The organism is Streptomyces sp. NPDC046900 (genome assembly GCF_040644975.1).
Taxonomy (GTDB): domain Bacteria; phylum Actinomycetota; class Actinomycetes; order Streptomycetales; family Streptomycetaceae; genus Streptomyces.
This window is the reverse complement of sequence record NZ_JBEYXD010000200.1, coordinates 1-4,583: the sequence shown is the minus strand read 5'-3', so window position 1 is coordinate 4,583 and position 4,583 is coordinate 1. Positions and strand designations below refer to the sequence as shown.

The window sequence follows — 4,583 nt, the reverse complement described above, 5'->3', positions numbered from 1 at the left end:
GGACCCTAGACAAGTCCCATCGTCGCAGGTCAGAGGTACTCCTCGCTTATTTGATCAGTCATCGGACAGCCCACCTCGTGAAAGCGCGAGGCTAGATACGCCGTCAGTTCACTGGGGTCTATGTCCCTGGGTGGCGCTGAATGAGGTCATCCCGCAGACCGCGGCGGCGTCCCTCGCTATGAGTGCTCAGTACGGCCTACGGCGCCATCGACAGGGATCTCCCAGCAGGGGGCGACTTCTGCGCGGCCGACTCACGCGCCTGGCGATCCTTCCCGGTCTGCGGGGGCGGGTCCCTTCGAGACCGGGAGGTGGCCGTGCAAGAGGAGGCTGACGAGTTGGTCCACCACCGCCTCGCCCGGCGGTATGTGGTTCACCGCGGCCAGGTACACGACGGTTCCGGAGTAAATGTCGACCATCAGTGAGGTATCGGTGTCCGGCGGCAACCGGCCTTCGAGGCGGGCCCGCTCCAGCAGGTTCTCGACCGACGCGCGGCGGGGTTCGATGAGTTCGGCGAAGGCTCCGGTGCCGGTGGGATCCTCGATCACGTCGGCGAGAAGCGCCGGGAGGATCAGGCAAGTGGGCATGGCGGAGACGAGCTCGATAGTGAGACGGACGGCCGTACGGAGGTCGGCTTCGAGGTCGCCGGTCTCGTGGATGGGAGGCAGGGGGACTTCCCCGCTGAGGGCCTCGATCACGAGTGCGGCCTTGTTCGGCCACCACCGATAGATGGTGGCCTTGCTGACTCCGGCGCGCCGGGCGATGCCTTCGAAGGTTAGCCGCTGGTATCCGACCTCGCCGAGGAGGTCTTTCGTGGCTCGGAGCACGGCTTCGTGAGATTCCCGGCGACGCCGACGCGAGTCAGGCGCGATGTGGTCGGGTTGGGCGTACTCAGGAGCCACAGTGCTCTGGCGGTCGTCTTGCCTCCTGGGAGTGTCCACCGCATGTCTCCCTTGTGAGAGCCACTGGAACCCATTGATTTTGCCGGAAAAGTGGCCCTATATTGGCGAAACGGTGCGTTTCGTACTGTATGCTCCGTCTTGTACTCAATAGTAAGATCCGCAAGCCTGCTTGGAAAATGCTGGGACGTGGTTCAGCAGGTCCGGCGGGTGGATCACCACGCGTCAGACCCGCGCGCAGGATCTGGCGCCTATGGGCGTTCCCCCTGAGCGCCCGAGATCCCTGTTGCGACCCCCCGGAAGGGGGACATCATGCGCGCAACTACGAGCAGGATGCGGCGGATAGCCGCTGTGATCTGCACGGCACCCATCTTTGCCATCGCGGCCGGAGCCGGCGCTGCCAGCGCGGCCGTCTCCCCCCCGTCGTCCCATGTCGCTTCGGACTACAGCACGAGCCTGGGAGATCGCCTCTCCCACGGTGACGGCTGGGGCTGGGGTTGGGGAGACGGTGGCGGCTGGGGTTGGGGCAACGGTGGCGGCTGGGGTTGGGGAAACGGTGGCGGCTGGGGTTGAGGAGACTACGGCCACTCCGGTGACGGCTGGGGTTGGGGAGACCGCGGCCACTCCGGTGACGGCTGGGGTTGGGGAGACCGCGGCCACTCCGGTGACGGCTGGGGTTGGGGAGACCGCGGCGGTGGCGGGCACGGCTACTGACGCTCCAGCGCGGTGAGCTCGCGATCAACGTCCGGCAGTTTCGTGAGTGCCGAATCCGGATGCCCGGACACCTCGGGCATCCGGACCCGTCTGAAGCGACAGGCGTCTCATCCGACTGATCGTCGGGGCGGTGGGTAGCGGTGAGGATCGTGTGCGTCGGTGCGGGGCCTGCGGGACTGTACTTCGCGATCTCGGCCAAGTTGCGCGATGCCGGGCACGAGATCACCGTGTATGACCGTGACCCGCCCGCGGCCACCTACGGCTGGGGCGTCGTGTACTGGGACGACCTGTTGGACGTCCTCTATGGCAACGATCCGGAAAGCGCGCAGGAGGTCACCGCCAGGTCCGTGCTGTGGCAGGACCAGGAGGTGCGTGTGCACGGCTCGGGCGGCGAGCAGACGGCGCACTTCGGGGGTTACGGATACAGCATCAGCCGATCTGCATTGCTCGACGTCCTGGCCCGGCGTGCCTCGCAGCTCGGCGTCGACGTCCAGTATGGCCACCGCGTTGCAGATCACTCGACGCTTCCCGAAGCGGACCTTCTCGTTGCCGCCGACGGAGCGACCAGCGGGATCCGGGGACAGAGCGCAGCGTTCGGAACCCGCATTGAAATCGGTCTCAATCCCTACATCTGGCTCGGCACGGACCAGGCGTTCCGCAGCTTCGTGTTCAGCTTCGAGCAGACGTCCGCCGGATGGATCTGGTTTCACGCCTACCCTTCGGTCGCGGGAATCAGCACCTGCATCGTCGAATGCTCACCGCAGACCTGGCACAGTCTGGGACTCGACGTGCTCGGCCGCGACCAGGGAGTGCGACTGCTGGAGGACACGTTCAAGCGCGCGCTCGACGGCCACCGCTTGATCAGTCGATCACGGGGCGCACCGGCGCACTGGCAGCGCTTCGCGCACGTGACCAACAAGACCTGGTACCACGGCACGACGGTGCTCGTCGGCGACGCTGCCCACACCACCCACTTCACGCTGGGGTCGGGCACCAGACTGGCGATCATCGACGCGATCGTCCTCGCACACAGCCTGCAGAAATACCTTGACGTGCAGGACGCCCTGCGGGAGTACGACCGCCATCGCCGCGCGGAACTCCATCCGGTGCAGGCGGCCTCGCGTACGAGCATGGCGTGGTTCGAGCACTTGGACCAGTACATCGACCGCGACGCTGTGGCGTTCGCGCACGCCATGTCGGTACGCCACGGCGGCCAGAGCCCCTGGCACCACCAACTGCACCTTGCCACCCAGATCGCTGCCGTACGCACGGCACGGCGCGCCTTTGCCACTGGCCGACGTTGGTACCTCGCCCGCCGGCGAGGAGAAGGAAAAGACGACCAGTCACGTCAAACTGGCCGACTACCCTGCCCGTCCGGACTTGATCAGCAGGGAAGCCGTGACGGGTAGACAGTGGAGGTATGGGCCTTCGACGCCGCATTGCAGATCTCCTGCCGACGCGGTCCTGCGCGACGACGTAGCCATGATGGTGAGTCAATCCTTGCTCATGCGGTAATAACTTCGCTGTTCAGGAGGCTAGTACCAATGCCGTGTAGTTAGTGGTGGATGTCTGGGTGTCAAGGGGTGCGGGTAGTCAGGATGCCCATGCTGATCGTGGCCTTGTAGGTGGTTCGGTCGACGATGCCCTTGGCGTTGTATCTCGAGATGGCGCGTTTGACGACGCGTGGGCGGGTGCGGATGCGCTGGTCGGACATGAGGTCGGCCAGGACCCGACGGCCGATGGTGCCGACGAGGTCGACAGTCGTTTTGATGACGCTCGCAGCCTGTATGAGCAGGTCGCGGGAGGTGTTCAGGGCGATGGAGAAGCTGGCACGGTCGGGGTCGGCACCTGGCTGGGTAGCGGTGGCATCCGCCATGCCCAGTCGTAGGACCTGGTAGGTGACCAGCAGCGCGAAGACTTCCTGGGCGACGCCGGCAGGGGTCCGGGCGCGAAGGACCCTGCCGCCGAGAATGGTGGACTTGATCTCCAGGTAGGAGGTCTCGACCTCCCATCGTTCGTGGTAAAGCCTGATCAGCTCGGCTGCGGGGTGAGCGTGGGGGTCAGTCAGGGTCGTGACGAGCCGGTAGGAGCCGGTGCGGCGCCCCTGAGAGGTGCCTACGGTGATCTCGCAGTCGACGACGCGAACCGGGACGCCTCCCAGTCTGGACAGGCAGGAGCCGTCGGGGAAACGTTTCAGAACCGGCAGTCTGCGGTTCTCTTTCACACGGACGAGGACATGAGCGCCCGTACGCGTGATCGCCTCAACCAGGGCCTGGACGGCAAAGTTGCGGTCCAGCAGCACGATCATGCCTTCGCACAGGCTGCGGACCAGACGCGGGGCATAAGACGTTTCTCCGTTCGTGGTCGGCCCGAATACCGCATCCAGGACAGTACGGGTGCCACAGGACACCAGGACCAGCAGACGGAGCGAGGGGTACCCCGCCCCGCCGTTGTTGCTGCGGTGCTTGATGAACTCGCTCTGGTTCGCCGGGCTGTCGGGCACCGCCATCAGCGTGCCGTCGATCGCGCAGACGAGCAGGCCCCGCCACCGCGTGCCCGCTATGCCGATTCCCGCGGCCGGTCCGCGCAGCAGGTCGAACAGGCCACGCAGCGGCCGGGCCCCGACCCGCCTACGGGCCTGCGCCAGTGCGCCGGCCGTCGGACTCGCTATCGCCAGTCCTTCCAGGCCGGCCGTCAGCCGCCGCCATACCTGCTTCCAGCCGATCCCGGGAAACAGGGACCCGGCCAGCAGCAGGTACACCACCACACGCGAAGGCAAGTCCCGTATCCGCTGCTGGGTCCCGCCGGACTCGGCTAGTACTGCAATCACAGTTAAGGGGTGTGTCCGCGGCGTTTGTAGTGACTGTCGCGGGCGCGATTCTGGCTGAGTCTTCGCCAGCGTGACCAGCTCAGATGATGGTGGATCGTGAGGTGGACGGGGTGGAGGAGGTGGCCGATGAGGCGGCGTATCTC

3 protein-coding genes are annotated in these 4,583 nt (G+C 66.0%); 1 reads left to right on the top strand and 2 read right to left on the bottom strand.

The features are described 5' to 3' along the window. Positions 1-251: 251 nt before the first annotated feature. The gene (locus ABZ904_RS50625) at positions 252-824 is read right to left on the bottom strand and encodes a TetR/AcrR family transcriptional regulator (protein WP_359411385.1); all 573 of its coding nucleotides are present in this window, start codon (positions 822-824) and stop codon (positions 252-254) included. A 1,058-nt stretch (positions 825-1,882) separates the two neighbouring features. Here ABZ904_RS50625 and ABZ904_RS50620 point away from each other — a divergent pair. Beyond that, the gene (locus ABZ904_RS50620; RefSeq protein WP_361004954.1) at positions 1,883-3,019 is read left to right on the top strand and encodes an FAD-dependent monooxygenase; all 1,137 of its coding nucleotides are present in this window, start codon (positions 1,883-1,885) and stop codon (positions 3,017-3,019) included. 167 nt (positions 3,020-3,186) lie between these two features. Here ABZ904_RS50620 and ABZ904_RS50615 read toward each other — a convergent pair whose 3' ends face one another. Further along, positions 3,187-4,440, bottom strand: a complete 1,254-nt coding sequence (locus tag ABZ904_RS50615) for an IS4 family transposase (RefSeq protein ID WP_361831036.1) — start codon at positions 4,438-4,440, stop codon at positions 3,187-3,189. Positions 4,441-4,583: the final 143 nt, after the last annotated feature.